The organism is Ruegeria sp. AD11(2025), from assembly GCF_056542405.1.
The window spans coordinates 238662-261676 of sequence record NZ_JBQFZU010000004.1 but is presented as its reverse complement, the minus strand read 5'-3'; the positions used below and the strand labels follow the sequence as shown (position 1 = coordinate 261676).

The following is a 23015-nucleotide window of genomic DNA, read 5'->3' as shown; positions in this document are numbered from 1 at the left end:
TCTGTAAGCCAGAAAAGATCAGACATGTTCACCGCTCGTTTTCGAACCGTGAATCACGCCGCTATACGGAAATCAATGGGTCCTGAGCCTAAGCGCGTAGAACTTGAAAACGGATATTGGCAAGAAATGCGCGCTTACTGGAATGGCAAAGGCAGCAACATATACGTTTACGCTTTTTTACACGAGAGAGAAGACGGCCTGGCTGTTCTTCATTTTGCAATTAACACTAATTCCGAAGTCATATTCGGCATGTTCTAAAAATCTAAACAGACAAGCGATCACCTTGCGCGCCACGCTCGCGATAGGGCGTCGTGTTGTAATGTGCCCGGTAGCATTTCGAGAAATGCGACGGGCTGGCGAATCCGCAGGCCAGCGCCACGTTAATCACACTCATGTCGGTCTGCATCAGCAGGTTGCGGGCCTTGTGCAGGCGCAATTCCATGTAATAGCGCTTGGGCGAGCGGCTTAGGTAGCGACGGAACAGGCGCTCAAGCTGCCGGGTCGACATGCCGACATCCTTCGCCAGAATCGAAGGCGAAATCGGCTCTTCGATGTTTTTTTCCATCATCAGGATGACTTGGCTCAGCTTTGGGTGACGCACCCCAATGCGCGTCGGAGTCGACAGGCGCTGGGTGTCCTGATCGGTGCGGATCGAGGAGTAAATCATCTGATCCGCCACGGCATTGGCAAGATCTTCGCTATAATCGTCGGCGATTATCTTCAACATCAGGTCAATGGACGAGGTGCCACCCGCTGTGGTCATCCGGTTCGCATCGAGGATAAAGACAGACTTGGTCAGTTCGACCTCGTCAAACTCCTCAACGAAACTGTCGGCGTTTTCCCAGTGGATCGTGGCGCGCTTGCCGTCCAGAAGCCCGGCCTTGGCCAGCGTGTAAGCTGCAGTGCACAGGCCACCTATGCGCAGGCCCCGGCGTGCCTCGCGTCGCACCCAGTTCAACACCCTTTTGGTGGTCGCCGACTGAACGTCAACGCCGCCGCAGATCAACACGACATCATCGCGCTGTAGTTCGATAAGGTCCGCGTCTAACTCGAATGTCGTACCAGCCGAACAATTGATCGTTTCGCCACCTTCACCCATCAGGGTCCATGTATACAGCGTCTTGTCCGCCATACGGTTGGCAATCCGCAAGCTGTCCAACGCCGAAGCGAATGACAGCAGCGAGAATTTGTCCAGCAGGACAAATACGAAATTGCGGGGGTTAGCCGCAGTGTCTTCCACCGTGACAACTTGGCGTTGCTCTTGCATGGCGAGGTGTCCTTGATTCGGCGCTTTATGACGTTACGTCCGGCGACAGATTTGGCAGCCACCATGATCAAAGCTTGTTTCCCGCGTCAAGAGGCCCAAATCGGATATGGTCAGTCTTCAATGCATTTTGTATAGAGACGACCTGACTACTTCAGCGGAGATCAAAGCTATGACCGAATGGCAAAAAACGAACTGGCGCAATAAGCCCCGGGTTCAGATGCCAGACTATACCGACGAGGCCGCTTTGGCCAAGGTCGAGGCCCAGCTTTCACAGTATCCCCCGCTGGTCTTTGCTGGCGAAGCACGGCGCCTCAAGCAACATCTGGGTGCCGCCGGTCGCGGCGAGGCTTTCCTGTTGCAGGGCGGGGATTGTGCTGAAAGCTTTGAACAGTTCAGTGCGGACGCTATCCGTGACACCTTCAAGGTGATGCTGCAGATGGCAATGGTGTTGACCTACGGCGCCAAAGTGCCGGTTGTAAAAGTTGGTCGTATGGCGGGGCAGTTTGCAAAGCCGCGCAGTGCGCCGACTGAGGTTGTTGGAGGTGTGGAACTGCCCAGCTATCGCGGTGACATCATCAACGAACTGGCCTTTACGCCCGAGGCGCGCATTCCGAATCCCGGCAAAATGCTTCAGGCCTACACACAGGCCGCCGCAACGCTGAATCTGCTGCGCGCGTTCTCGACCGGTGGTTTCGCGGATATGAGCATGGTGCATTCTTGGACGTTGGGTTTCACCGACGAACAGGATGTCAGCAAATACTCGGAAATCGCTGACCGTATTCAGGACACGATCGATTTCATGAACGCTGCCGGGATCACGGCGGACACCACGCATGAATTTTCAACCGTTGAGTTCTATACCAGCCACGAAAGCCTGCTTTTGGAATATGAAGAGGCGTTGACCCGTCTTGATTCGACGTCGGGCAACTGGCTGGCTGGTTCTGGTCACATGATCTGGATCGGCGACCGCACACGTCAGCCGGACGGTGCACATGTTGAGTTCTGCCGCGGCGTGCTGAACCCGATTGGTTTGAAATGTGGTCCGACGACCACAGCCGAAGACCTCAAGGTTCTGATGTCCAAACTGAACCCTGAGAACGAAGAAGGTCGCCTGACCCTGATTGCGCGCTTTGGTGCGGGCAAAGCAGGTGAGCACCTGCCGCGGTTGATTCAGGCCGTCAAGGAAGAAGGCGCCAAGGTGACCTGGGTCTGTGACCCGATGCATGGCAACACGATCAAGTCGGCGACCGGCTATAAAACCCGTCCGTTCGATTCCGTGCTGCGCGAGGTGCGCGACTTCTTTGGCGTGCACCAGGCCGAGGGCACCATCCCCGGCGGTGTGCATTTCGAGATGACCGGTCTGGACGTCACCGAATGCACCGGCGGCGTGCGGGCTGTGACCGAAGAGGACCTCTCGGACCGTTACCACACCGCTTGCGATCCGCGTCTGAACGCATCGCAATCGTTGGAACTGGCCTTCCTTGTCGCCGAGGAGCTGACCAATCTGCGCCGCAATGGCAACAAACGCGCGGCCAGCTAAGGTTCGGGCCTTATGAAACAAGAAAGGCGGGCCATTCGGTCCGCCTTTTTCGTTGGGATCAGTCGTCGCGGGACGAGACCAGTCGCAGATGTGACCCGGGGCGTTTGAACGCATCCTGATTTTCGGCGAATCCGGCAAGTTCGCGTTCCACCTGTTGCAGCGGCGCCTGCACGTCGGATACCGCCCGAACGCGGGTGTCCGGAGTGGTGAACCGGCGCGGCGTTGCGCCGATTGTGCCGTCGCTGACCAACACACCCAGCACGCGGCTGACATCACCGAGATCGCTTTTCAGCGGCAACAGGATCATTCGGGCCTGCAATTGAGTCCGCCCCAGCCTGCCAGCGGACACAAGACCAAGCTCGGCAATCGCGGGCCGGGCGAAGACCTGTTCCAGAACGTCAGAGATCTGGTCGCGGGCGTTGGGTTCGAAAAACGCAGTTAGGGGCATGCCGCGGACTTCCATGCCCGCCAGTTTGTTCAGATGGCTACCGGCCAGACGAAACCGGGCAAGCCCAGGCGCGATGCGTTCAAGAATGAACGTGTATTCCAGAACGTTCTCAAGACCACGCGGATCGATCTGCGAACGCCGGGGCACGCCGTCACCTGTCAGCAACGCGGTCCAATACGCTTCGACCTGTCGGATGGGCGAGAGGCTGCGCCCGCTGTCAAAACGATCCATTGCGACGATCTTTCCAAAACTTGACCCGGAGCCGTTTCCGAAAAAGGTTTTCATTTTCATCACCCTAGCGTCGATTGACCGTCATTTTCCTAAAATGCCAGATACCGGGACTATTTTTGCCCGACCAGCCTCCAGCTCAGGTCAGATTGACACGGGTTAAGTCAATTTTGGAGGAATTCTTTAACGAATGGTTAACTTCTGGAGAACGGCTTACAGTGAGCAAACTCTTGCTCTGTGCCTGCCGATGGCTTTAGGTGCGGCAAGCAAGCAAAAAAGAGCAGCGACGGAAAGGGCAGGCATGATCAGATCCATGACCGGTTTCGCCTCGGGCAAGGGGGCTTTTGGCCCCCATAGCTGGACGTGGGAACTGCGCAGTGTGAACGGCAAGGGGCTGGATATGCGCCTGCGCGTACCCGATTGGCTGATCGGGCTCGAATCCGCCCTGCGCGCGCAAATCTCGCAAGCGTTGAGCCGGGGCAACGTCACCCTGTCGCTGAAGCTGAGCCGCGAAGAAACTGCGCCCGATCTTGCCCTGAACGAAACGGCCATGGTCGCCGCGTTGACCGCACTGGCCCGCACGCAGGAGATGGCAGCCGCCAGCGGTGTCACGCTGGCGCCGTCGACGGCAGCTGACCTGATCGGCATCAAGGGCATGTTGGAGGCAGGCAGTGAGATCGATGACCCCGCGCCGCTGGTCGAGCACCTAACCAAGGAATTTTCCGCGCTTTTGGCTGCCTTTGTCGACATGCGCCAGACGGAGGGCAAGGCGCTGGCCGACATAGTTGACGGGCAGTTGTCGCAGGTTTCTCACCTGACCGAGCAGGCGGCGGAACTCGCCGAGCAGCGCAAGGACAAAACAGCCGAGGCGCTGCGGGAAAACCTGGCGCGCGTGTTGGCTAATGCTCAGGGCGCCGACCCGGACCGGGTGGCGCAGGAATTGGCGCTGCTTGCAGTGAAATCGGATATCACCGAGGAGATCGACCGCCTGAAAGCGCACGTCGTGGCCGCGCGGAACTTGTTATCACAGGACGCAGCCGTCGGGCGCAAGCTGGATTTCCTGATGCAGGAGTTCAACCGCGAGGCCAACACTTTGTGTTCGAAAGCGCAAAGCGCCGATCTGACCTCGGTAGGGCTTGAGTTGAAGGCGATAATAGACCAGATGCGCGAACAAGTGCAGAATGTTGAATGACTATGGGAACGAGTGAAATGGCAGATCGCCGCGGCCTACTTATCATCCTGTCTTCGCCTTCGGGCGCAGGAAAATCCACGCTGGCTCGTCGGCTGATGGCCTGGGACGAAGGTCTGGAGTTTTCGGTCTCGGCCACAACGCGTGCGCCTCGTCCAGGCGAGGAGCACGGGCGCGAGTACTACTTCCTGTCCGAGGATGAGTTCAAACAGCAGGTTGCCGATGGGCAGATGCTGGAACACGCGCACGTTTTCGGTAACTTCTATGGTTCTCCTGCCGGTCCAGTTCGGGAATCGATCAATTCCGGCCGGGATGTACTGTTTGACGTCGACTGGCAGGGCGAGGTGCAAATCCGAAACTCGGATCTGGGTAAGCACGCGCTGTCGATCTTTATCCTGCCGCCCTCGATCCCCGAGTTGCGCCGCCGGCTGGAAACGCGCGGGCAGGACAGCGAGGACGTAATCGCCAAGCGGATGCTGAAAAGCTGGGACGAGATCAGCCACTGGGGCTATTACGACTATGTTCTGGTTAATGACGATCTGGATGCGACCGAAGAAAAGCTGAAAACTATCGTCAGCGCCGAACGGATGCGCCGCATTCAGCAACCGAAACTGCAAAACCACGTGCGCACCCTGCAAAATGAGTTCGAGGGGTTGTCATGACCATCTACGCTTTGGGTGAACACACACCGCAAATCCACGAGGACACCTGGGTTGCACCCGACGCCAACCTGATCGGCAAGGTCGTGCTGGAGCAGGGTGCCTCGGTCTGGTTCGGCTGTACCATCCGCGCCGACCACGAAGAAATTCGCGTCGGCGAAGGCAGCAATGTGCAGGAAGACTGCATCATGCATATCGACGCCGGGTTCCCGCTGACCATCGGCAAGAACTGCACTATTGGGCACAAGGTGATGTTGCATGGCTGTACGATCGGGGAAAACACTCTGATCGGGATGGGGGCCATTGTTCTGAACGGGGCCAGGATTGGAAAGAACTGCCTGATTGGGGCAGGGGCCTTAATCACCGAGGGCAAGGAAATCCCCGACAATTCGCTTGTAATGGGTACGCCCGGCAAGGTCGTGCGACAACTGGATGAGGCAGCGGCGCAGAAAATCACCCTCAGTGCACTGCATTATCAGCAGAACATGCGCCGGTTCCGTGATGAGATGAAGCCCGTGTCCTGAAACGCCCGGAAAGATCGAGGATATGTCTCACGACCTGCTCGCCGAATTTGTCGCAGCCATTCCGATGCCTGCCTTGATGGTCGACCAGACCGAGCGAATTATTGCCGCGAATGCCGATGCTAAGACCCTGCTAACACAGAATATCGTCGGTCGGCATTTCGCGACGATCCTGCGGCAACCTCAGGTTATTGACGCGATAGAGCAGGGACTGCGCACCAAAGGTCCCACCAAGACGCGCCACTTGTCCAATGATGGCGCGCAGGACACCACCTTCGAGGTCGAATGCCGCTATATGACCGGTGTTGGCGCGGTGTCCGGCGGGGCTTTGCTGGCAATTTTTCAGGATGTCACGCATGTCGATCAGGCCAGCCAGATGCGCCGGGATTTTGTCGCCAATGTCAGCCATGAGTTGCGCACACCTCTGACCGCTTTGATGGGATTCATCGAAACGCTGCGCGGTCCGGCCCATGACGATGCGGCAGCCCGCGATCGTTTCCTGCAGATCATGGCCGATGAGGCCAACCGGATGAACCGGCTGGTTGGGGATTTGCTGTCCCTGAATCGCGTCGAAAGCGAAGAGAGAGTACGTCCGAAAGAGCAGCTTGAACTGACGGGCCTGTTGCAATCCACGCTTAACTCGCTGCGTCCACTAGCCGAGGATGCGGACGTGCAGTTGACGCTGATGGCGCCAGACGAACCCGTCTCGCTGATAGGGGACAACGACCAACTGCGTCAGGTGTTCACAAACCTGATCGAAAACGGCATCAAATACGGCGGCAGCGGCGGGAGTGTGGAAATACGCGTGCTTCCATCCGAGCGCAATTCCGCAATGCGGGGCCCCGCGGTCCGGGTTCAGGTGATCGACAAGGGGCCGGGCATTGATGCGGTTCATCTGCCGCGTCTGACCGAAAGATTCTATCGCGCCGACAGTCACAGATCGCGGCAACTGGGAGGGACAGGGCTGGGCCTTGCCATCGTGAAACACATTATCAACCGCCATCGCGGGCGGCTGCGGGTGGAAAGCGAACTGGGCAAAGGGGCGACGTTCACCGTAATTCTTCCACGGTAACTTCGAAGTTTCAAAGCCGTCAGAGCGGCTTCGTTTACCTATGTGAAAGATGCATGTCTGCATTGCGTCGGTTCGGTAAGAAATTCTGCGGACTGTCATATGGCTGTTACAAACCTGTCACAAAAGGCTTACGCGCAGACCTTAGAGGTGCCTGCAAGATCATCATGGGGGTGATCACAAACTACTTTCTCAAGGAGACTGAGATGTCCTTTGTAAAACTGTCGGCTTCGGCTCTTGCTATCGCTGCTGTCTCGGCCACTGCGGCCGCTGCTCGTGATCAGGTTCAGGTTGCCGGTTCCTCGACCGTCCTACCCTACGCCTCGATCGTTGCAGAAGCCTTCGGTGAGAACTTTGACTTCCCGACGCCGGTTGTTGAATCGGGTGGTTCCTCGGCAGGCCTGAAGCGTTTTTGTGAAGGGGTTGGTGAAAACACCATCGACGTTGCCAACGCATCGCGCCAGATCCGTGAAAAAGAGATTAAAGCCTGTGCCGACAACGGCGTCACCGATATCATCGAAGTTCAGATCGGTTATGACGGCATCGTTTTTGCATCAGACATCAACGGCAACTCGTTCGAGTTCACGCCGGAAGACTGGTACAAAGCCCTGTCCGCGCAGATCGTTGTTGACGGCCAGCTGGTCGACAACCCGAACAAAACCTGGGCCGACGTGAACCCGAACTTCCCGGCGCAGCCGATCGCGGCGTTCATCCCGGGGACCAAGCACGGCACCCGCGAAGTGTTCGAAGACAAGGTGATACTGGCCGGCTGTGAGCATCTGGGTGACTTCGATGTCTACAAGGCTGCCAACGGCGACGACAAGAAAGCGGCTGAGAAAGCCTGTATCGCTCTGCGTACTGACGGCGTTTCGGTCGACATCGACGGCGATTACACAGAGACTCTGGCCCGCATCGACAGCAACAAGGACGGCATCGGCGTCTTCGGTCTGGCGTTCTACGAAAACAACACCGACAAGCTGCAGGTTGCGACCATGTCCGGCGTTGTACCCTCGACCGAGTCGATCGCGACCGGCGAATACCCGGTTTCGCGCCCGCTGTTCTTCTACGTCAAGAAAGCCCATATCGGCGTGATCCCCGGCCTGAAAGAATATGCTGAGTTCTTCGTCGCTGACGAGATCGCAGGTCCTGACGGCCCGCTGGCCGAATACGGTCTGGTCTCCGATCCGGAATTGGCAAAGGTTCAGGACGCTGTTGCCAACGAAGCCGTTCTGGGCGGCGGTTCCTAATCACCCATCCGAATGTGACCGGGGCGTTTTATGCGCGCCCCGGTTCTTTTTGACTCCATCTCTGCCATCCCCACGGAGTTATCATGGCGTTATCCTGGCTTTTGCTTATCCTGCTTGCGCTGGCAGTGATCGGATATTTCACGGGTCGGTCCCGTGCCCTGGCAAGCGCGGGAGGTGATGCGCGCGAATTGCACTCTCTACCGTCCTACTATGGCTATAACGTCGCCATGACGGCCTTGGTTCCGGCGTTGGGCGTACTGATTGTCTGGCTTCTGGTGCAGCCGATGATCGTGAACAGTACCGTATCCGGTCTCATTCCCGATCAGGCGGTTCCCGAAGGATCGGATCGCGGCCTGATCATGAGCGAAGTGCGCCGCGTTTCTAATGGCTTGAACGGCGCCGTGGCCACCGGAGCATTGACCGAGACCCAGGCACAGGATGCGAACGCGGATATTGACGCGCTGACGTCGGCTCTGAAGGACGCGGGTCAGGTTCTGACGCAGGATATCACCCAACCCATTCTGGTTGCGGCTCAGAAATACCGAAGCATGACCGGGACCGGGTCGGTTGCGATGCAGGTAGTCGTATTGGCGTTGGCCCTGTTGGGCGCAGCTTTTGCCTATGTGCGGACGCACAAGGAGTTCCGCGCGCGAAACGTGGTCGAGCAGGGCGTTCTGGCGCTTTTGCTGCTGGCAGCGTCAATCGCCATCCTGACCACAGTCGGCATCGTGCTGTCGATGCTGTTCGAGACGATGAACTTCTTCCAGCTGCACTCGTGGAAGGACTTCTTCTTCGGCAGCACCTGGGCTCCGAACTTTCGCGGAGGCAGCGAGCTTTCAATCCTGCCTCTGCTGTGGGGGACACTGTATATTTCGCTGATCGCACTGCTTGTGGCCGTGCCGATTGGCCTGTTCGCTGCGATTTACCTGTCTGAGTATGCGACAGGCGCGACCCGATCCATTGCCAAGCCATTGCTGGAAATTCTCGCAGGTATTCCGACCATTGTTTATGGTCTGTTCGCGCTGCTGACCGTGGGTCCGGCGCTGGTGTCGATGTTTGGTGAGGGCGGTATGTTGGGCGTTGGCTGGATGGCCAGTTCCAATGCGGTTCTGACGGCCGGTCTGGTTATGGGTATCATGCTGATCCCGTTTGTATCGTCGCTATCCGACGACATCATTAACGCTGTGCCGCAGTCGATGCGCGATGGCTCGCTTGGGCTGGGCGCAACCAAATCCGAAACGGTGCGACAGGTGGTTCTGCCTGCCGCGCTGCCGGGTATCGTGGGGGCGATCCTGCTGGCAGCAAGCCGCGCCATCGGTGAAACCATGATCGTGGTGATGGCCGCCGGTGCCATCGCCAAATTCTCGGGTAACCCGTTCGAGGCGATGACCACCATCACCACCCGGATCGTCAGTCAGCTGACCGGCGACACCGATTTCGCCAGCCCTGAAACGCTGGTGGCCTTTGCCCTGGGTCTGACCCTGTTCATCATTACGCTGGGGCTGAACATCTTTGCCCTCTACATCGTACGCAAATACCGGGAGCAGTACGAATGACCGATATTTCCCAAAACCCTGGCGCTGCTCCTGCTGCGAAGCCGAAGGGCGGGTCGCTGTTCGAAAAGGACTTGCGCACCAAACGCCGCAACGCAGCCGAAGGCAGGTTCAAACTGTACGGCATCGCCGCTATCGGTATCGGTCTGCTGATGCTGGTCGTTCTGGTGACCAACATCGTCACCGCCGGTACAGGAGCGTTCCAACAGAGCTTTCTTGAACTGAACGTCGAACTGAAAGAAGAAAAGCTGGACAAGAAGGGCAACCGTAATATCGAAGACATCAAGAAGGTCTCGACCTTCGGTTATGCGCCACTCATTGCCTCGGCTCTGGAAAGCGAAGTCCAGGAGTTGGGCATTCAGACCGACCTGAAACCCAAGGCAATGGGCAAGATCCTTTCCAAAGCCGCTCAGGCCGAGTTGCGGAACTATGTGATCGCCAACCCCGACGAGATCGGCAAAACGGTCAGCTTCCGCTTTTTGGTCAACAGCCGTGTAGATGGCTACATGAAGGGTCGCGTCACCCGCGAGTCGATTGCCAATGACAAGAGCATCTCAGTCGAGCAGCTGGATTTCGTGGATCAATTGCGAGACGCCGGTGTCCTGTACAAGGCCTTCAACCCAGACTTCATTTTTGGCGCGGATGCCTCTGACCAACGGCCCGAGGCAGCTGGGATCGGTGTCTCGATGCTGGGCTCGCTTTTCATGATGTTCGTAGTACTGGCGCTGGCTCTACCCATTGGCGTTGCGGCCTCGATCTATCTTGAGGAATTCGCGCCGCAAAACCGCCTTACAGATATTATCGAAGTCAACATCTCGAACCTGGCTGCTGTTCCGTCGATCGTGTTCGGTATCCTGGGTCTGGCCGTGTTCATCAACTATATGCACTTGCCGACCTCGGCGCCGCTGGTGGGTGGTCTGGTGCTCACGCTGATGACCTTGCCGACGATCATCATTTCGACCCGAGCGTCGCTGAAGGCGGTACCGCCGTCGATCCGTGACGCGGCACTTGGGGTAGGGGCCTCGAAAATGCAGGCGGTGTTCCACCACGTTCTGCCACTGGCCGCGCCCGGTATCCTGACCGGCACTATCATCGGTCTGGCGCAGGCGCTGGGGGAAACAGCGCCGCTGCTATTGATCGGCATGGTAGGTTTTATTGCCTCGAACCCGCCGGATGGCGTTGTTGCGGGTTTCCTGTCTCCGAACTCGGCCATGCCGGCGCAGATTTACGAATGGTCCAAACGCGCCGATCCGGCCTTCTACGAACGCGCATGGGGGGGCATCATCATCCTGTTGATCTTCCTCGTGACAATGAACACCATCGCGGTCATCCTGCGCCGCCGCTTTGAACGCCGCTGGTAAAGGGGCTTAATATGAACGACATGACACGAGTGGAGAGAACCGTGGACTCCAAAGCAATCAAGATCGCCGCGAACAAGGTTCAGGTCTATTACGGTGACACCCACGCCATCAAAGACGTTGATGTTCAGATCGAAGACAAGACTGTTACAGCATTCATCGGCCCGTCAGGTTGCGGCAAGTCCACCTTTCTGCGCTGCCTGAACCGGATGAACGACACGATCGATATCTGCCGTGTTGAAGGTGACATCCTGCTGGACGGCGAAGATATATATGACAAGCGCGTCGATCCGGTGCAACTGCGCGCCAAGGTGGGCATGGTGTTCCAGAAACCGAACCCTTTCCCAAAGTCGATCTATGACAACGTGGCCTACGGCCCACGCATCCACGGCCTTGCCAAAAACAAGGCGGAACTTGATGACATCGTTGAGAAATCCCTGCGTCGCGGCGCGATCTGGGATGAGGTCAAAGACCGTCTGGATGCACCCGGCACCGGCCTGTCTGGTGGTCAGCAACAACGCCTGTGCATCGCCCGTGCAGTTGCGACTGAACCCGAAGTTCTGTTGATGGACGAACCATGCTCGGCGCTGGACCCGATTGCGACCGCTCAGGTCGAAGAGCTGATCGACGAACTGCGCTCGCGCTATTCGGTGGTGATCGTGACACACTCGATGCAGCAGGCCGCGCGGGTGAGCCAGAAGACGGCATTCTTCCACCTTGGGAATCTCGTCGAATTTGGCGAGACGGGTCAGATCTTCACCAACCCCGAAGACCCCCGCACCGAAAGCTACATCACCGGCCGGATCGGCTGACAACAGGTACTGAATCATGAGCGAACAACATATAGCATCCGCTTTCGACCGCGATCTCGAAGCCATTCAGGCCCATATCATGAAGATGGGCGGGCTGGTCGAAGCCGCCATCATGAGCGCCGCACGTTCACTGGAATCCCGCGACGAGGAACTGGCACAGCAGGTCCGTCAGGGTGACAAGGCCATCGACGCGCTGGAAGAGCTGATCGACGAAGAAACCGCTCGTCTGATCGCATTGCGCGCACCGACCGCCAGTGATCTGCGCCTGGTTTTGTCTGTCCTGAAAGTGTCCGGCAACCTCGAACGGATCGGCGATTACGCCAAGAACATCGCCAAGCGGACTACGGTTTTGGTCAATGCGGGCGAAATCAACGGCAGCGCCGCCGCCCTGCGTCGCATGGCGCGTGAGGTTGAACGGATGCTACGCGATGCGCTGGACGCCTACATTCAACGCGATGCCGAATTGGCGACTGATGTCATCAACCGCGACGAAGAAGTGGATCAGATGTACAATGGCCTGTTCCGCGAATTCCTGACCTTCATGGCTGAGGACCCGCGCAACATCTCGTCCTGTATGCACCTGCATTTCATTGCCAAAAACATCGAACGCATGGGTGACCACGTGACCGCAATTGCCGAACAGGTTGTCTATCTCGTGACCGGGGAACGCCCGACCGAGGCGCGCCCGAAAGCTGATGTAACTTCGCATACCCCTCAGGAGATCTGACAAATGTCTGCGGATCAGCCCACCGTTCTGGTCGTTGAAGATGAACCGGCGCAGCGTGAAGTGCTGGCCTATAACCTCGAAGCCGAAGGTTTTCGCGTGTCCAAGGCCGCCAGCGGCGACGAAGCCATGCTGTTGGTCGACGAGGAGCACCCGGACATCATCGTGCTGGACTGGATGATGCCCAACCTCAGCGGGATCGAGGTTTGCCGCCGCCTGAAATCCCGCCCAGAAACGCGGTCGATCCCGATCATCATGCTGTCGGCCCGCACCGAAGAGGTCGACAAGGTGCGTGGTCTGGAAACCGGTGCAGATGACTATGTGATCAAGCCGTATTCGGTGGTTGAACTGATGGCGCGGGTGCGTACTCAGCTGCGCCGCGTGCGCCCGGCAACCGTTGGTCTGCGGCTGGAATTTGACGACATTGTTCTGGACTCTGAAACACACAAGGTCAGCCGTAACAGCAAACCTTTGAAACTGGGTCCGACCGAGTTCCGCCTGCTGAGCACTTTCATGGAAAAGCCGGGCCGTGTCTGGAGCCGTGAGCAATTGCTGGATCGGGTCTGGGGCCGTGATATCTATGTAGATACGCGCACGGTTGACGTTCATATCGGACGTCTGCGCAAAGCACTGACTCAACATGGCGGCGAAGACCCGGTGCGTACGGTGCGCGGCGCAGGATATGCACTGGGGTAGAAACCGGGGCAGGGGTATGAGTTTTGCTCATGGTCGGATGCGAAACTCTTACTGTCTTTTGACGAGGGGCCGGGTTAGGTTGCGTCGAAGCTGACTGAGCGGAGAAGCACTATGAACGCCCCAGACACCAAGCCCGCATTGCGTGCTAAAGATGCGCCCGACATGGGCAAGTTCGCGTGGGATGATCCGTTTCGTCTGTCCGATCAACTGAACGAAGACGAACGGATGATTGCGGCCAGCGCGCAGGCTTACGCGCAGGAAAAGCTGCAGCCACGGGTGACTGAGGCGTTTCAAAACGAGGAAACCGACCCCGAGATATTCCGCGAGATGGGCGAAATGGGCCTGTTGGGCACCACGATTCCTGAGGAATACGGTGGCCTTGGGGCAGGGTACGTCGCCTACGGTCTGGTTGCGCGCGAGGTCGAGCGTGTGGATTCCGGATACCGCTCGATGATGTCGGTGCAAAGCTCTCTGGTGATGTACCCGATCTATGCCTATGGCAGTGAAGAACAGCGCCGGAAATACCTGCCGAAACTGGCCAGTGGTGAATGGATCGGTTGTTTCGGTCTGACCGAGGCTGATGCAGGCTCGGACCCGGCCGGCATGAAGACTAAGGCCGAGAAGATTGACGGTGGCTATCGTCTAACCGGCAGCAAGATGTGGATTTCCAACGCGCCGATTGCGGATGTGTTTGTTGTCTGGGCCAAGTCCGATGCTCATGACGGCAAGATCCGCGGCTTTGTTCTTGATAAGGGGCTAAAAGGTCTGAGTGCCCCGAAAATTCAGAACAAATTGAGCCTGCGCGCCTCGATCACCGGCGAAATCGTCCTGGATCGTGTTGAGGTCGATGAAAGCGCGTTGCTGCCGAATGTTCAGGGCCTCAAGGGACCGTTCGGCTGTCTGAACCGCGCGCGTTACGGTATCAGTTGGGGTGTCATGGGGGCTGCCGAAAGCTGTTGGCACGCCGCACGGCAATACGGCTTGGATCGGAAGCAGTTCAATCGACCATTGGCACAGACACAGCTGTTTCAACGCAAGCTGGCGGACATGCAGACAGAAATCGCCTTGGCGCTGCAAGCGAGCTTGCGGGTCGGTCGCCTGATGGATCAGGCCGAAGCCGCGCCCGAGATGATCTCGATCGTCAAACGCAACAACTGCGGCAAGGCGCTGGATATTGCGCGGATGGCGCGCGACATGCACGGGGGCAACGGCATCTCGTTGGAGTTCCACGTCATTCGACACATGGTCAATCTTGAGACCGTGAACACCTATGAAGGCACGCATGACGTTCACGCGCTGATCTTGGGGCGGGCGCAGACTGGGCTACAGGCATTCTGTTGAAGACAACGTGTAATTGGTATTATGGTTAAAAACCATAATGCCCAAATACCCGATTGCACAACAAGTCTAACAAGTTACGGTGTGAACCCGAACCAACGTTTGGGATTGTGATATGGAACTGAGCGGAAAAACTGTGATTGTCACCGGAGCCGCTCAGGGTATCGGCAAAGGACTGGCTGAACGTTTTGCCCGCGACGGTGCCGTTGTCGTTTGTTCTGATATCGACGCCGATGGCGTTCAGCGTGTGGCTGAGGAAATTGGCGGCCACGCATTGGTTTGCGATGTTTCGCAAGAAGCTGACATCAGGATGATGATCGAGACTGTTGAGGATACCATTGGCCCGATTGATTTGTTCTGTGCCAATGCTGGCATTCTGACGCTTGGTGGCCCGGAAGTTCCTGACGACGATTGGGACCGGACCTGGAAGATCAATGTCATGTCCCACGTCTGGACCGCGCGGCACCTCGTGCCGCGTATGATTGCGCGTGGCAAAGGTTACATCATGATCACGGCTTCCGCTGCGGGATTACTGAACCAGCCCGGCGCAGCGCCATACGGTGTGACGAAGCATGCAGCGGTCGGGTTTGCCGAGTGGTTGTCCTTGACCTACGGGCACAAAGGTTTGCGCGTGTCGGTCCTGTGTCCGCAGGCCGTACGGTCCGAGATGACGCGTGGACACGAGGTTTCGGTCGCGTCGATTGATGGTATGTTGGAACCTGAAGACGTGGCGCAAGCCTGCGTCGAGGCCATCAGGTCCGAGCAGTTTCTGGTGCTGCCACATCCTCAGGTTTTGGACTACATCCGCCACAAAACCGGAGACTATGACCGTTGGCTTGGCGGGATGCGTAAGCTAAATCAGCAATTTACCGAAGACAGCTAAGGCTACTTGCGCGCTTTCCGCATCAGACCTTCCTGTGCGACCGACGCGACCAGGGTGCCGTCCTGTGCGAAAATCGAGCCGCGGTTGAAGTTGCGTCCCTGCCCGCTCCAGGGCGATTCCATCGCATAAAGATGCCAGTTTTCAAAGTGAACCGGCGCGTGGAACCACAACGCATGATCCAGGCTGGCAAAATTGACCTCACTACTGAACAAACTCAGCCCATGCGGCCGCAATCCTGACGTCATCAGGTACATGTCTGACGCGTAAGCCAAAAGAAGATGCTGGGTCACCGGGTCGGCACCTGCGGCAGCGCCCATGCGGAACCAGATCTGATTGTGATCGTCAGATTTTTCGGGGCTGAAGGGATTCAGATGGTTCACTTCACGCACCTGGATTGGCCGTTCACGCAACAGCTCTCCGCGCAGTTTTTCAGGAACCAGATCCACGTAACGCTGCCGCAATTCTGATCGTTCTAGGTAGTTCTCCGGGGCCTCGGTCTGCGGCATGTCATGTTGGTGGTTCCACCCTTCGTCCTGAACATGAAATGAGGCCGACATGTTTAGGATTTGCTTGCCGTGTTGGATCGCGACCACGCGCCGTGTTGTCATGGAGCCCCCATCCCGTGCTCTATCAACTTGATATATAACGGGAATGCATGGGTCGCCGGCGCGAATGAAATAGGCGTGCAGAGAATGGCACAACCGATCTTCTACGGTTTGATAAGCGGCCGCCAGAGCTTGGGCAATAACCTGACCACCGAAAATGCGGGTTGGAGTCTCGCCGCCTGATCCCGTGCCGCGAAACAGGTCGACCTCAAGCCTTTCGATGTTCAAAAGGTCCAGAAGGATGCGTTCTGCTTCGGTCATACTGGGGTCTCCGGTTGGTCGTCTCGGGCTTGGGTATCAGCGCCGGAATGATCATTCAATCATTGCCCCGAGGACAACCGCCTTCAACTCAGCCCGCGACGGGTATGAACTGGACGGCGATAACTGCGTGAAGAAGACCGTTGTCAAATCATTCACCCGATCAATCCAGAAAAAGGTCGAGGCCATGCCGCCCCAGCTGAAATCGCCAACAGAGCCCGGCACCCGGGTTCGACCGGGGTTCAGCACCACCGCGCCACCCAGCCCGAACCCGGTGCCTTCCATGGGTTGTTCAGCAAAGCTCTGCGGTCCCATCGAGGCAATATCGCCCGGTAAGTGGTTGCGCAGCATATAGTCCACGGTTTTTGGGCCCAGCAGGTATTGTCCGTTACCCAGCCCTCGGTTCCGCAACATTTCGGCAAACAGGGAATAGTCGTCGATTGTCCCGACCAGACCACCACCGCCCGAGAATGTGGTGGTGTGTTCAAATGGCGATTCTCCGGCCTGATCAACAAGCCGCAGGGTTTCGCTGCCGGCTTCGGCAGAGTTCAGCGCCATCGCGTCCCCGGCCAATGGCGTGTAGAGCGAGGCAAATCGATCCCCTGCCCCCGGTGGCACCCGGAATCCGGTTTCCTGCATCCCCAGCGGTTCGAAAATTTCCTGCGCGAAGAACTTATCCAGCGACTGACCCGTGACCACCTCGATCACGCGGCCCAGAACATCTATGCCGACGGAGTATTCCCAGCGAGCGCCGGGTTGAAATGCCAGCGGAAGGTCCGCCAGATCGACCACACGGTCAGCAAGAAGGCCCTGATTTGGTTTAAACATCAGGTTCTGCTCATCCATCGCCCTGGGCAGAACTCCGGGATTGAACGGATAGCTGAGACCGCTCGTATGGGTCAGCAACTGATGCAGCGTCGGTGTCGGAGCATCCTCGGTCTGGTCCAATCGTTCCGCCCCTGGGATCAGAGCCTGCATGTTTCGAAATTCCGGAAGGAAATCCGATAGTTGTGCGTCAAGGTGAAATAACCCGCGCTCGGCCAACATCATAAGTGCTACCGTAGTCACCGGCTTAGTCATCGAGTAGATGCGTGCGATCGTATCGCGCTGAAACGGTAGATCGTTTTCGACGTTTCTTTGACCGCAGGCGTGGAAAAACAACTCGGTCCCTTCGTGTTTTACCAGTAAGGAACTGCCCGCATATTTCCGCTCATCGACGTAGCGTTGCATCCAGTCGGTGATACGGTTCAGGCGATTGAGGTCGAACGCAGCCATCTTTGATTTGCCCTCTGCATTATAGTCCAGATCTTGCGATGTTAAGCGCTGAATTGACAGGGAATTCGACCGTAGCGGTACGCCCGGCCCATCGGCTGATACACTGAGTGGGTAGCGGATTCGCTGGTTACGAGTTGGAGACATTTCGCCACCCAACCTTCCCGGAGGATAAATATGACGCAACGTATTGAATTATTGTATGATTTCTGTAGTCCGAATGCCTTTCTCGCCTATAAGGTCCTGCCCGCACTTGCTGCCAAGCATCGCGCCAAGGTCACGCTTATTCCAGTTCTGCTGGCTACGGTTTTCAAGGCTACTAACAACCAGAGCCCGTTTCAGGCGTTCTCGGAAAACCGCCAGAAAACGGCATATCTGACCCATGACCTGCACAGGTTTGCGCGGACCCGTGGCCTGAGTTTTCACATGAGCCCGCACTTTCCGGTCAATACCAGATTCGCCATGCGCGGGGCCGTGTATGCGTCTGGTAAATCTTGGGAAACCAAGTACATAGATGCAATATTTGATGCCATCTGGGTGCATGGCCAAAAGGTCGATGAGGTTGGTGTTCTTATTGAAATCATGCAGGAGAATAAGTTGCCGGTACGCAAGCTCCGCGAAGCGATGACCAGCGTCGAAGTCAAGCAGCAGCTCAAGGATCAGACCAAGGCCGCCGTAAAACGTGGCGTGTTCGGTGTTCCCAGCATGTTCGTGGGGGCCGAGATGTTCTTTGGCAAGAACAGTCTGGGAAACCTGGAACTGGAGCTTTCAAAGGAATCCTAGGCTTTTAGCGCGGCCAGACCATGTTGCGCGAATATCGGGACATAGGAACCAAGAACCAAGGCGCGCTTCGGGTCCGAGGCGTTGCCATCCTGCGCACGTTTGAAGACACCCTGCAGAATTCCCGCCATGCGGAAGAAGTTGAAGGCCAGATAAAATCCGAAATTGTCGATGCCGGAAAGGCCGCGACGCTGGCAATACTGATCGATGAAAGCCTGATCTGTCGGCAGACCCACGCTGTCCCGATCTATGCCCGCCAGACCGCGACCTTCAGTACCGGGCGGCATTCTCCATTGCATGATCACGGCAGCCAGATCCGCATAAGGGTGTCCGATGGTCGAAAGCTCCCAATCCAGTACACCGATGCACCGGGTTCCGTGTTTCTCGAACATCAGATTGTCGATGCGATAGTCGCCATGCACGAGCGTCCTTTGCCCGTCATCCTCTGGCACTGCATGCTCTAGCGCGCCAATCAGCGCGTTCATCTCGGGGATTTCCGAAGTTTCAGAGGCGCGGTACTGTTTGGTCCATCGTGCAATCTGACGTTCAAAATAGTTTCCGGGCGGGCCATAATCCGAAAGCCCGGCAGCCTCGATATCGACCATATGCAGCGCGGCCAGAACCCGGTTCATTTCATCCAGAACGGCGGTGCGTGTCTCGTTGCTTTCGCCTTTCATGGTGGGTTCCAGAAAGATGCGTCCGTCAAGGTGCTCCATGACGTAAAAGTCCGAGCCGATCACGCTGTCATCCTGACACAACAGATGCATCCGCGGGACCGGTACAGCACTGTCGGCCAGAGCTGTCTGTACACGATATTCGCGATCTACCGCATGTGCGGACTTCAGCAGCACTCCCTGGGGTTTTCGACGCAAAACATACGCTTTTTCAGGGGTTTGCAGCAGAAAGGTCGGGTTGGACTGGCCGACCGAGAACTTGGTTGCCTCCAGCGGGCCTCGATACCCCGTAAGATGGGTGCTGAGATAGGTGTCAACGGCTGCGATGTCCAATTGCGTGCTGCTCATCCTGCGCCTCCGTGTCTCTGCTTATAAAGCTTCGGCAAAGATGTTCCCGGCCGTCACCACATTGATGCCGCCCGACACTGGAATAACCGCGCCGGTCACATAACTGCCGCCGCGACCGCACAGAAACAACATGCAGCCGGCGATATCGTCTTCGCGACCAACCCGGCCCAAGGGAACGGATTTACCAACTTTTTCCCGTGTTTCTTTGTCGCCTGTGGCAAAGGCAGTCATGCGCGAGACAAAAGGCCCAGGCGCCAGCGCGTTGACCGTGATGTGGTAAGGTGAAAACTCCTTGGCCATGATCTTCGTCAGGTGCAGAACAGCCGCTTTCGACGCCGAATAGCTGTAGGCGCCGTCACCCATGGGAACCTCCCCCATGACCGAGCCGACATTGATAACCCGAGCCGGATCGTCAGCCGAGCCAGAATTCATCAACACCGGCAACAGTTTTTGGGTCAGGTCAAACAGGCCCGCGACATTGACCGACATGACTTTGTCCCACGCTTCATGAGGGAATTGACCCATCGGCGCACCCCAACTGACGCCTGCATTATTCATCAGGATATCAAGCCGATCCGTGCGATCCCTGACCTCGGATGCAAGTGCTTCGACACCTTCTTTGGTCGCGACATCGCCGCCGAATCCAACGGCCTGACCCGAGGCGTCCAACGCATTCAGTTCCGCCGCGACGGCTTCGCAGGCCTCGGTCTTGCGCGACGCGATCAGAACTCGCGCCCCGGCCAACACCAGCGCTTCGGCAGCCATGCGACCGATCCCGGTCGCCCCACCGGTGACAAGCGCAGTCTTGCCATGCAATGAGAAAAGCGTTTCGGGGGTCATTGTCTGCTCCTGTTTATTTGTGGCGGGCGCATACCCTTTTCGGGAATTGGTGCGTCGTCGAAACCGGTGGTTTCTTGACAAGACCAATTGCTGCACCAAAGCTCGTACTAACCGAATAACAAGGATAACGGGTCTGATATGCAAGCTTTACTCAGCGTCGCGCCGGGTGGACCGGAAACACTGGAACTGACCACCCTACCCGATCCTACTCCGGGACGCGGTGAATTACTGATTGGAATCAGGGCGGCGGGCGTCAATTTTCCGGACACACTGATCATACAGGACCTATATCAGATCAGGCCGCCGCGCCCCTTTGCTCCGGGCGGTGAAATTGCGGGGGAAGTACTGGCCATCGGTGAAGGTGTAAGCGGCTTCGAAGTCGGTGACCGCGTTCTGGCACTGACCGGGCATGGTGGGTTCGCTACGCATCTGAACGTCCCGTCAGCTACCGCAATCAAGTTCCCCGACACCATACCGTTTGAAGACGCGGCCTGTTTTATTTTCACCTACGGCACCTCATTTCACGCCCTGAAGGATCGGGCCGATCTGCAGCCCGACGAGACGCTGTTAGTGCTTGGCGCCGCAGGTGGTGTCGGGTCCGCTGCGGTCGAGTTGGGCAAGGCTATGGGCGCGCGGGTAATTGCGGCCGTATCCTCGCGGGACAAGGCGGATTTCTGCCGGAGCCTTGGGGCGGACGAAACAGTTCTGTACGCGCATGACATGGACAAGGACTCTCAGAAGAAATTCACTACAGAAATCAAGGACCTGTCCGCGCCATTGGGGGTGAATGTTGTCTATGACGCAGTTGGTGGAGACTATGCCGAACCCGCGTTGCGCAGCATGGCCTGGAATGGGCGCTATCTGGTGGTTGGCTTCCCGGCTGGCATCCCCAAAATCCCGCTGAACCTTCCGCTCCTCAAGGGGTGTCAGATTATGGGCGTGTTTTGGGGTGCTTCGGTGATGCGCGATCCCGTTGGGCATTCGGAAAACGTGAGGGATTTGTTCAGGTTATACGGCGAAGCGAAGATTAAACCAAAGATCCATGCGCGATACCCGCTGGACCGTGCGTCCGAGGCCTTGGCGCATATGACAAGCCGTTCCGCTCTGGGTAAGACCGTGGTGACAATGCCGGTTCACGCCGAAGGTGAGTGACGTAGCTTCCCCAACTCGCCCTATGCGCGCGCTGGCCGGTGGACATTGACACCAGTTAGCGTCTATGAATTTCCAATGGGAACAGTGAAATAATGCACAAAGCTCTGATTTTGAACGGTCCGAACCTGAACCTCCTGGGTACAAGACAGCCCGAGGTCTACGGCGGCACCACTTTGGAAATGGTTGAGGACTTGTGCCTGAGCCATGGGTCTTCCATCGGGGTTCAAGTGTCGTGCTTTCAGTCCAACCACGAAGGTGCGTTGATCGATGCCATCCATGAAGCCAAAGGGGATCAGGACGGGATCGTTCTGAACGCCGGGGCTTATACGCACACCTCGATTGCACTGATGGACGCCATTGCGTCGGTCGAGCTTCCGGTGATCGAGGTGCACCTGTCCAACATCCACGCGCGCGAGACATTCCGGCACGTGTCCTATATCTCAAAGGTGGCTGTTGGCCAGATTTGTGGCTTTGGTGCGCAGGGATATGTTCTGGCTCTGGATGCATTGGCCGCACATCTGAAAAGCGGGTCATCTGAATGAAGCTGAGTGAATACCTGCACTTTCTCAGCTACACCAAAACTCTGGAAGAGCTTTGGGATGCCCATTGTCGCCAGATGGCGAGTTTCGGATTTGATCGCCTGATCTATGGTCACACTCAGTACCGTACTGAAACCTCACTTGGTGACCCCGAAGATTTCGTGATCCTAACCAATCACGAAAAAGCTTACCTGGATGGGTTTCTGCGGGACGGGATGTACTTCCACGCTCCGATGCTGAAATGGGCGCTGCACAATGAAGGCGCGGCCAGTTGGAGTATCGCGCAGGAGATGGTGGCGAACGGAAAGCTGACTGCAAAAGAACTAGACGTGCTCGAGTTCAACCGATCGCAGGGCGTGACCTTCGGGTACACGGTCAGCTTCACCTCGGTCTCGATGCGGTCTAAAGGGGCGATTTCCCTGTCGGCCGGGGACGCGGCCAGTCAGGCCGAAGTGGACGCGACGTGGGCTGAACACGGTGACGACATCCTGCTGATGAACAACGTTGCGCATCTGAAAATCCTCACCCTGCCCTACAACGCCCCCAACCGGGCCCTGACCAAACGCCAGCGCGAAGCGTTGCAATGGGTCGGAGACGGCAAGACCACGCAGGACATTGCGCTGCTGATGGGGCTGACATCGGCAACGGTTGAAAAGCACCTGCGTCTCGCACGCGAGGCCCTTTCCGTCGAGACCACTGCGCAGGCCGTTCTGAAGGCGTCTTTGCAGAATCAGATGTTCGTAATGGAGGCCTAGCGCCCCGGAATCTGACGCCAAATTGCGTCAATTTACCCTAGGTAAGGAAAACATGACTTTCCATTCCGGAGGCGGGGTTGCAAAGTGAGATAGTTCCGTGAGTGGTGGCTTTAGCCAGGGAACATTTGGTTGGATCTTTGCAATTCCAGAGCTCTCCAGCCGCTCTGACAATAAGGCGCCAATTTGTCCGCGTCTAATTGCCGGAATTTTGGGGGGCCTCGACCATCCCCATCATGCGGGGCCCCTCAATCCAATCTACG

At 57.3% G+C, this 23015-nt stretch carries 24 protein-coding genes; 18 read left to right on the top strand and 6 right to left on the bottom strand.

Annotation, left to right across the window (positions count from 1 at the left end; translation table 11 throughout):
* Nucleotides 1-258, top strand: a 258-nt coding sequence (locus ACR1XY_RS06465) for a hypothetical protein (protein ID WP_480591077.1), incomplete at its 5' end; no start/stop codon positions are given.
* 4 nt (nucleotides 259-262) lie between these two features.
* Here ACR1XY_RS06465 and ACR1XY_RS06460 read toward each other — a convergent pair.
* Complete coding sequence (locus ACR1XY_RS06460; protein WP_480591075.1) at nucleotides 263-1267, bottom strand: GlxA family transcriptional regulator; 1005 nt, start codon at nucleotides 1265-1267, stop codon at nucleotides 263-265.
* Between the two features lie 169 nt (nucleotides 1268-1436).
* On the opposite strand from ACR1XY_RS06460, the gene ACR1XY_RS06455 reads away from it, so the two are divergent.
* Nucleotides 1437-2807, top strand: a complete 1371-nt coding sequence (locus ACR1XY_RS06455) for a class II 3-deoxy-7-phosphoheptulonate synthase (RefSeq protein ID WP_480591072.1) — start codon at nucleotides 1437-1439, stop codon at nucleotides 2805-2807.
* Nucleotides 2808-2865: 58 nt separating this feature from the next.
* On the opposite strand, the gene ACR1XY_RS06450 is transcribed toward ACR1XY_RS06455, so the two are convergent.
* Nucleotides 2866-3486, bottom strand: coding sequence for a PAS domain-containing protein (locus ACR1XY_RS06450; protein ID WP_480591071.1), 621 nt, complete (start codon nucleotides 3484-3486; stop codon nucleotides 2866-2868).
* 298 nt (nucleotides 3487-3784) lie between these two features.
* Between ACR1XY_RS06450 and ACR1XY_RS06445 the strand changes: the two genes are divergently transcribed.
* The 12 genes from ACR1XY_RS06445 (at nucleotide 3785) to ACR1XY_RS06390 (ending at nucleotide 15532) form a co-directional block, all read left to right on the top strand.
* Entirely contained in the window at nucleotides 3785-4675 is an 891-nt protein-coding gene (locus ACR1XY_RS06445; RefSeq protein WP_480591069.1) for a YicC/YloC family endoribonuclease, read from the top strand.
* A gap of 17 nt (nucleotides 4676-4692) precedes the next feature.
* On the top strand, nucleotides 4693-5334 hold the full coding sequence (gmk, locus tag ACR1XY_RS06440; protein WP_480591067.1) for a guanylate kinase: 642 nt from the start codon (nucleotides 4693-4695) through the stop codon (nucleotides 5332-5334).
* The gene (locus tag ACR1XY_RS06435) at nucleotides 5331-5855 is read left to right on the top strand and encodes a gamma carbonic anhydrase family protein (protein WP_480591065.1); all 525 of its coding nucleotides are present in this window, start codon (nucleotides 5331-5333) and stop codon (nucleotides 5853-5855) included. The genes gmk and ACR1XY_RS06435 overlap by 4 nt, the downstream gene beginning before the upstream one ends.
* A 22-nt stretch (nucleotides 5856-5877) precedes the next feature.
* Nucleotides 5878-6924 (top strand): sensor histidine kinase, encoded by a 1047-nt coding sequence (locus tag ACR1XY_RS06430; protein ID WP_480591063.1) that lies wholly within the window; start codon nucleotides 5878-5880, stop codon nucleotides 6922-6924.
* A 203-nt stretch (nucleotides 6925-7127) separates the two neighbouring features.
* Nucleotides 7128-8168 (top strand): substrate-binding domain-containing protein, encoded by a 1041-nt coding sequence (locus ACR1XY_RS06425; protein WP_480591060.1) that lies wholly within the window; start codon nucleotides 7128-7130, stop codon nucleotides 8166-8168.
* 83 nt (nucleotides 8169-8251) lie between these two features.
* On the top strand, nucleotides 8252-9724 hold the full coding sequence (pstC, locus tag ACR1XY_RS06420) for a phosphate ABC transporter permease subunit PstC (RefSeq protein ID WP_480591058.1): 1473 nt from the start codon (nucleotides 8252-8254) through the stop codon (nucleotides 9722-9724).
* Nucleotides 9721-11082 carry a phosphate ABC transporter permease PstA gene (pstA, locus tag ACR1XY_RS06415; RefSeq protein ID WP_480591057.1) on the top strand — a complete coding sequence of 454 codons (1362 nt, stop codon included), beginning with the start codon at nucleotides 9721-9723 and terminating at the stop codon, nucleotides 11080-11082. Before pstC ends, pstA begins: the two co-directional genes overlap by 4 nt.
* An 11-nt stretch (nucleotides 11083-11093) precedes the next feature.
* Nucleotides 11094-11891 (top strand): phosphate ABC transporter ATP-binding protein PstB, encoded by a 798-nt coding sequence (gene pstB, locus ACR1XY_RS06410; protein WP_480591055.1) that lies wholly within the window; start codon nucleotides 11094-11096, stop codon nucleotides 11889-11891.
* A 16-nt stretch (nucleotides 11892-11907) separates the two neighbouring features.
* Nucleotides 11908-12618, top strand: a complete 711-nt coding sequence (gene phoU, locus ACR1XY_RS06405) for a phosphate signaling complex protein PhoU (protein WP_480591053.1) — start codon at nucleotides 11908-11910, stop codon at nucleotides 12616-12618.
* A gap of 3 nt (nucleotides 12619-12621) precedes the next feature.
* On the top strand, nucleotides 12622-13311 hold the full coding sequence (phoB, locus tag ACR1XY_RS06400; protein ID WP_480591051.1) for a phosphate regulon transcriptional regulator PhoB: 690 nt from the start codon (nucleotides 12622-12624) through the stop codon (nucleotides 13309-13311).
* Nucleotides 13312-13422: 111 nt separating this feature from the next.
* Complete coding sequence (locus tag ACR1XY_RS06395; protein WP_480591049.1) at nucleotides 13423-14652, top strand: acyl-CoA dehydrogenase; 1230 nt, start codon at nucleotides 13423-13425, stop codon at nucleotides 14650-14652.
* Nucleotides 14653-14764: 112 nt separating this feature from the next.
* On the top strand, nucleotides 14765-15532 hold the full coding sequence (locus ACR1XY_RS06390) for an SDR family oxidoreductase (RefSeq protein ID WP_480591047.1): 768 nt from the start codon (nucleotides 14765-14767) through the stop codon (nucleotides 15530-15532).
* Between the two features lie 2 nt (nucleotides 15533-15534).
* Here the strand turns inward: ACR1XY_RS06390 and ACR1XY_RS06385 are convergent, their stop codons facing one another.
* Together ACR1XY_RS06385 and ACR1XY_RS06380 are read right to left on the bottom strand one after the other, a co-directional pair.
* Nucleotides 15535-16398: an acyl-CoA thioesterase gene (locus tag ACR1XY_RS06385; RefSeq protein WP_480591045.1), complete on the bottom strand. Its 864-nt coding sequence runs from the start codon at nucleotides 16396-16398 to the stop codon at nucleotides 15535-15537.
* A gap of 51 nt (nucleotides 16399-16449) precedes the next feature.
* Nucleotides 16450-17670, bottom strand: coding sequence for a serine hydrolase domain-containing protein (locus ACR1XY_RS06380; protein WP_480591043.1), 1221 nt, complete (start codon nucleotides 17668-17670; stop codon nucleotides 16450-16452).
* A 174-nt stretch (nucleotides 17671-17844) separates the two neighbouring features.
* On the opposite strand from ACR1XY_RS06380, the gene ACR1XY_RS06375 reads away from it, so the two are divergent.
* Nucleotides 17845-18450: a DsbA family protein gene (locus ACR1XY_RS06375; RefSeq protein ID WP_480591041.1), complete on the top strand. Its 606-nt coding sequence runs from the start codon at nucleotides 17845-17847 to the stop codon at nucleotides 18448-18450.
* Here ACR1XY_RS06375 and ACR1XY_RS06370 read toward each other — a convergent pair.
* Both ACR1XY_RS06370 and ACR1XY_RS06365 read right to left on the bottom strand, forming a co-directional pair.
* The gene (locus ACR1XY_RS06370; protein WP_480591039.1) at nucleotides 18447-19469 is read right to left on the bottom strand and encodes a phosphotransferase family protein; all 1023 of its coding nucleotides are present in this window, start codon (nucleotides 19467-19469) and stop codon (nucleotides 18447-18449) included. The two genes, ACR1XY_RS06375 and ACR1XY_RS06370, sit on opposite strands and share 4 nt — an antisense overlap.
* 21 nt (nucleotides 19470-19490) lie before the next feature.
* The gene (locus ACR1XY_RS06365) at nucleotides 19491-20309 is read right to left on the bottom strand and encodes an SDR family oxidoreductase (protein ID WP_480591037.1); all 819 of its coding nucleotides are present in this window, start codon (nucleotides 20307-20309) and stop codon (nucleotides 19491-19493) included.
* 138 nt (nucleotides 20310-20447) lie between these two features.
* On the opposite strand from ACR1XY_RS06365, the gene ACR1XY_RS06360 reads away from it, so the two are divergent.
* The 3 genes from ACR1XY_RS06360 to ACR1XY_RS06350 all read left to right on the top strand — a co-directional run bounded on the left by ACR1XY_RS06360 (nucleotide 20448) and on the right by ACR1XY_RS06350 (nucleotide 22755).
* Nucleotides 20448-21461, top strand: coding sequence for an NADPH:quinone oxidoreductase family protein (locus tag ACR1XY_RS06360; protein ID WP_480591035.1), 1014 nt, complete (start codon nucleotides 20448-20450; stop codon nucleotides 21459-21461).
* A 92-nt stretch (nucleotides 21462-21553) separates the two neighbouring features.
* A complete protein-coding gene (aroQ, locus tag ACR1XY_RS06355) occupies nucleotides 21554-22003 on the top strand; it encodes a type II 3-dehydroquinate dehydratase (protein ID WP_480591032.1) in 450 nt (149 codons plus the stop codon).
* Nucleotides 22000-22755 (top strand): helix-turn-helix transcriptional regulator, encoded by a 756-nt coding sequence (locus ACR1XY_RS06350; RefSeq protein WP_480591030.1) that lies wholly within the window; start codon nucleotides 22000-22002, stop codon nucleotides 22753-22755. The genes aroQ and ACR1XY_RS06350 overlap by 4 nt, the downstream gene beginning before the upstream one ends.
* The last annotated feature ends 260 nt before the right edge of the window (nucleotides 22756-23015 follow it).

Coding starts and splice junctions, on each gene's coding strand:
- ACR1XY_RS06460 (WP_480591075.1), bottom strand. CDS start 1,267: ATGCAAGAGCAACGCCAAGTTGTCACGGTGGAAGACACTGCGGCTAAC.
- ACR1XY_RS06455 (WP_480591072.1), top strand. CDS start 1,437: ATGACCGAATGGCAAAAAACGAACTGGCGCAATAAGCCCCGGGTTCAG.
- ACR1XY_RS06450 (WP_480591071.1), bottom strand. CDS start 3,486: ATGGATCGTTTTGACAGCGGGCGCAGCCTCTCGCCCATCCGACAGGTC.
- ACR1XY_RS06445 (WP_480591069.1), top strand. CDS start 3,785: ATGATCAGATCCATGACCGGTTTCGCCTCGGGCAAGGGGGCTTTTGGC.
- gmk (WP_480591067.1), top strand. CDS start 4,693: ATGGCAGATCGCCGCGGCCTACTTATCATCCTGTCTTCGCCTTCGGGC.
- ACR1XY_RS06435 (WP_480591065.1), top strand. CDS start 5,331: ATGACCATCTACGCTTTGGGTGAACACACACCGCAAATCCACGAGGAC.
- ACR1XY_RS06430 (WP_480591063.1), top strand. CDS start 5,878: ATGTCTCACGACCTGCTCGCCGAATTTGTCGCAGCCATTCCGATGCCT.
- ACR1XY_RS06425 (WP_480591060.1), top strand. CDS start 7,128: ATGTCCTTTGTAAAACTGTCGGCTTCGGCTCTTGCTATCGCTGCTGTC.
- pstC (WP_480591058.1), top strand. CDS start 8,252: ATGGCGTTATCCTGGCTTTTGCTTATCCTGCTTGCGCTGGCAGTGATC.
- pstA (WP_480591057.1), top strand. CDS start 9,721: ATGACCGATATTTCCCAAAACCCTGGCGCTGCTCCTGCTGCGAAGCCG.
- pstB (WP_480591055.1), top strand. CDS start 11,094: ATGAACGACATGACACGAGTGGAGAGAACCGTGGACTCCAAAGCAATC.
- phoU (WP_480591053.1), top strand. CDS start 11,908: ATGAGCGAACAACATATAGCATCCGCTTTCGACCGCGATCTCGAAGCC.
- phoB (WP_480591051.1), top strand. CDS start 12,622: ATGTCTGCGGATCAGCCCACCGTTCTGGTCGTTGAAGATGAACCGGCG.
- ACR1XY_RS06395 (WP_480591049.1), top strand. CDS start 13,423: ATGAACGCCCCAGACACCAAGCCCGCATTGCGTGCTAAAGATGCGCCC.
- ACR1XY_RS06390 (WP_480591047.1), top strand. CDS start 14,765: ATGGAACTGAGCGGAAAAACTGTGATTGTCACCGGAGCCGCTCAGGGT.
- ACR1XY_RS06385 (WP_480591045.1), bottom strand. CDS start 16,398: ATGACCGAAGCAGAACGCATCCTTCTGGACCTTTTGAACATCGAAAGG.
- ACR1XY_RS06380 (WP_480591043.1), bottom strand. CDS start 17,670: ATGGCTGCGTTCGACCTCAATCGCCTGAACCGTATCACCGACTGGATG.
- ACR1XY_RS06375 (WP_480591041.1), top strand. CDS start 17,845: ATGACGCAACGTATTGAATTATTGTATGATTTCTGTAGTCCGAATGCC.
- ACR1XY_RS06370 (WP_480591039.1), bottom strand. CDS start 19,469: ATGAGCAGCACGCAATTGGACATCGCAGCCGTTGACACCTATCTCAGC.
- ACR1XY_RS06365 (WP_480591037.1), bottom strand. CDS start 20,309: ATGACCCCCGAAACGCTTTTCTCATTGCATGGCAAGACTGCGCTTGTC.
- ACR1XY_RS06360 (WP_480591035.1), top strand. CDS start 20,448: ATGCAAGCTTTACTCAGCGTCGCGCCGGGTGGACCGGAAACACTGGAA.
- aroQ (WP_480591032.1), top strand. CDS start 21,554: ATGCACAAAGCTCTGATTTTGAACGGTCCGAACCTGAACCTCCTGGGT.
- ACR1XY_RS06350 (WP_480591030.1), top strand. CDS start 22,000: ATGAAGCTGAGTGAATACCTGCACTTTCTCAGCTACACCAAAACTCTG.